1 protein-coding gene is annotated in these 506 nt (G+C 63.4%); it reads left to right on the top strand.

Going from position 1 to position 506, the window contains the following annotated elements; translation table 11 throughout:
* Positions 1 to 198 precede the first annotated feature (198 nt).
* A partial coding sequence (locus tag QQS14_RS16575; RefSeq protein ID WP_285908123.1) for a hypothetical protein occupies positions 199 to 506 on the top strand: 308 nt, incomplete at its 3' end.

Raw genomic sequence — 506 nt, 5'->3', positions numbered from 1 at the left:
GGCGGCGTGGGCACTGCCGTGGCCCGCCGCCATCAAGTGGCCCGGCGGCGCGGCGCATGAGGTGAGCACAGAGGCCGGGGCCGTGGACATCATCCAGTTCGACGTCGGCATAGGCGGCATGATCTGCGCCCAAGGCGCTGTCGGCTATACGGAGGTGTCGTGATGACTGTCTTTCGGAGGGGATTGCGCGGAGGCGGCGTGCCCATCGTGGCCGCCTGCGTTAGCGGGGGTGATGTCTACATTAACGGCGTTGCACAGGGGTGGGGCAACCGCATGTGGCTCAATGTGGTGGTCACGCGCAGTGGCGACGTGTGGGCAACATGCGGCGAAGTGGACGGAGTCTACAAGAACGGCGTTGCACAGGGGTGGCCGAATGATCACGGTCAGGCATCATGGACAGCCCTCGTGGCCCACGGAGACGACGTTTATGCGGGACAAAATTGGGATGGTGTGCCGTCAGTGCCAGCATATGTCTACAAGAATGGCGTGAAACTGTCGGAATGGCC

It is taken from the genome of Pseudodesulfovibrio pelocollis, assembly GCF_030282845.1.
Lineage (GTDB): Bacteria > Desulfobacterota > Desulfovibrionia > Desulfovibrionales > Desulfovibrionaceae > Pseudodesulfovibrio > Pseudodesulfovibrio pelocollis.
Note: the sequence above shows the minus strand (reverse complement) of the source record. Positions and strands in the feature narration are given on the sequence as shown.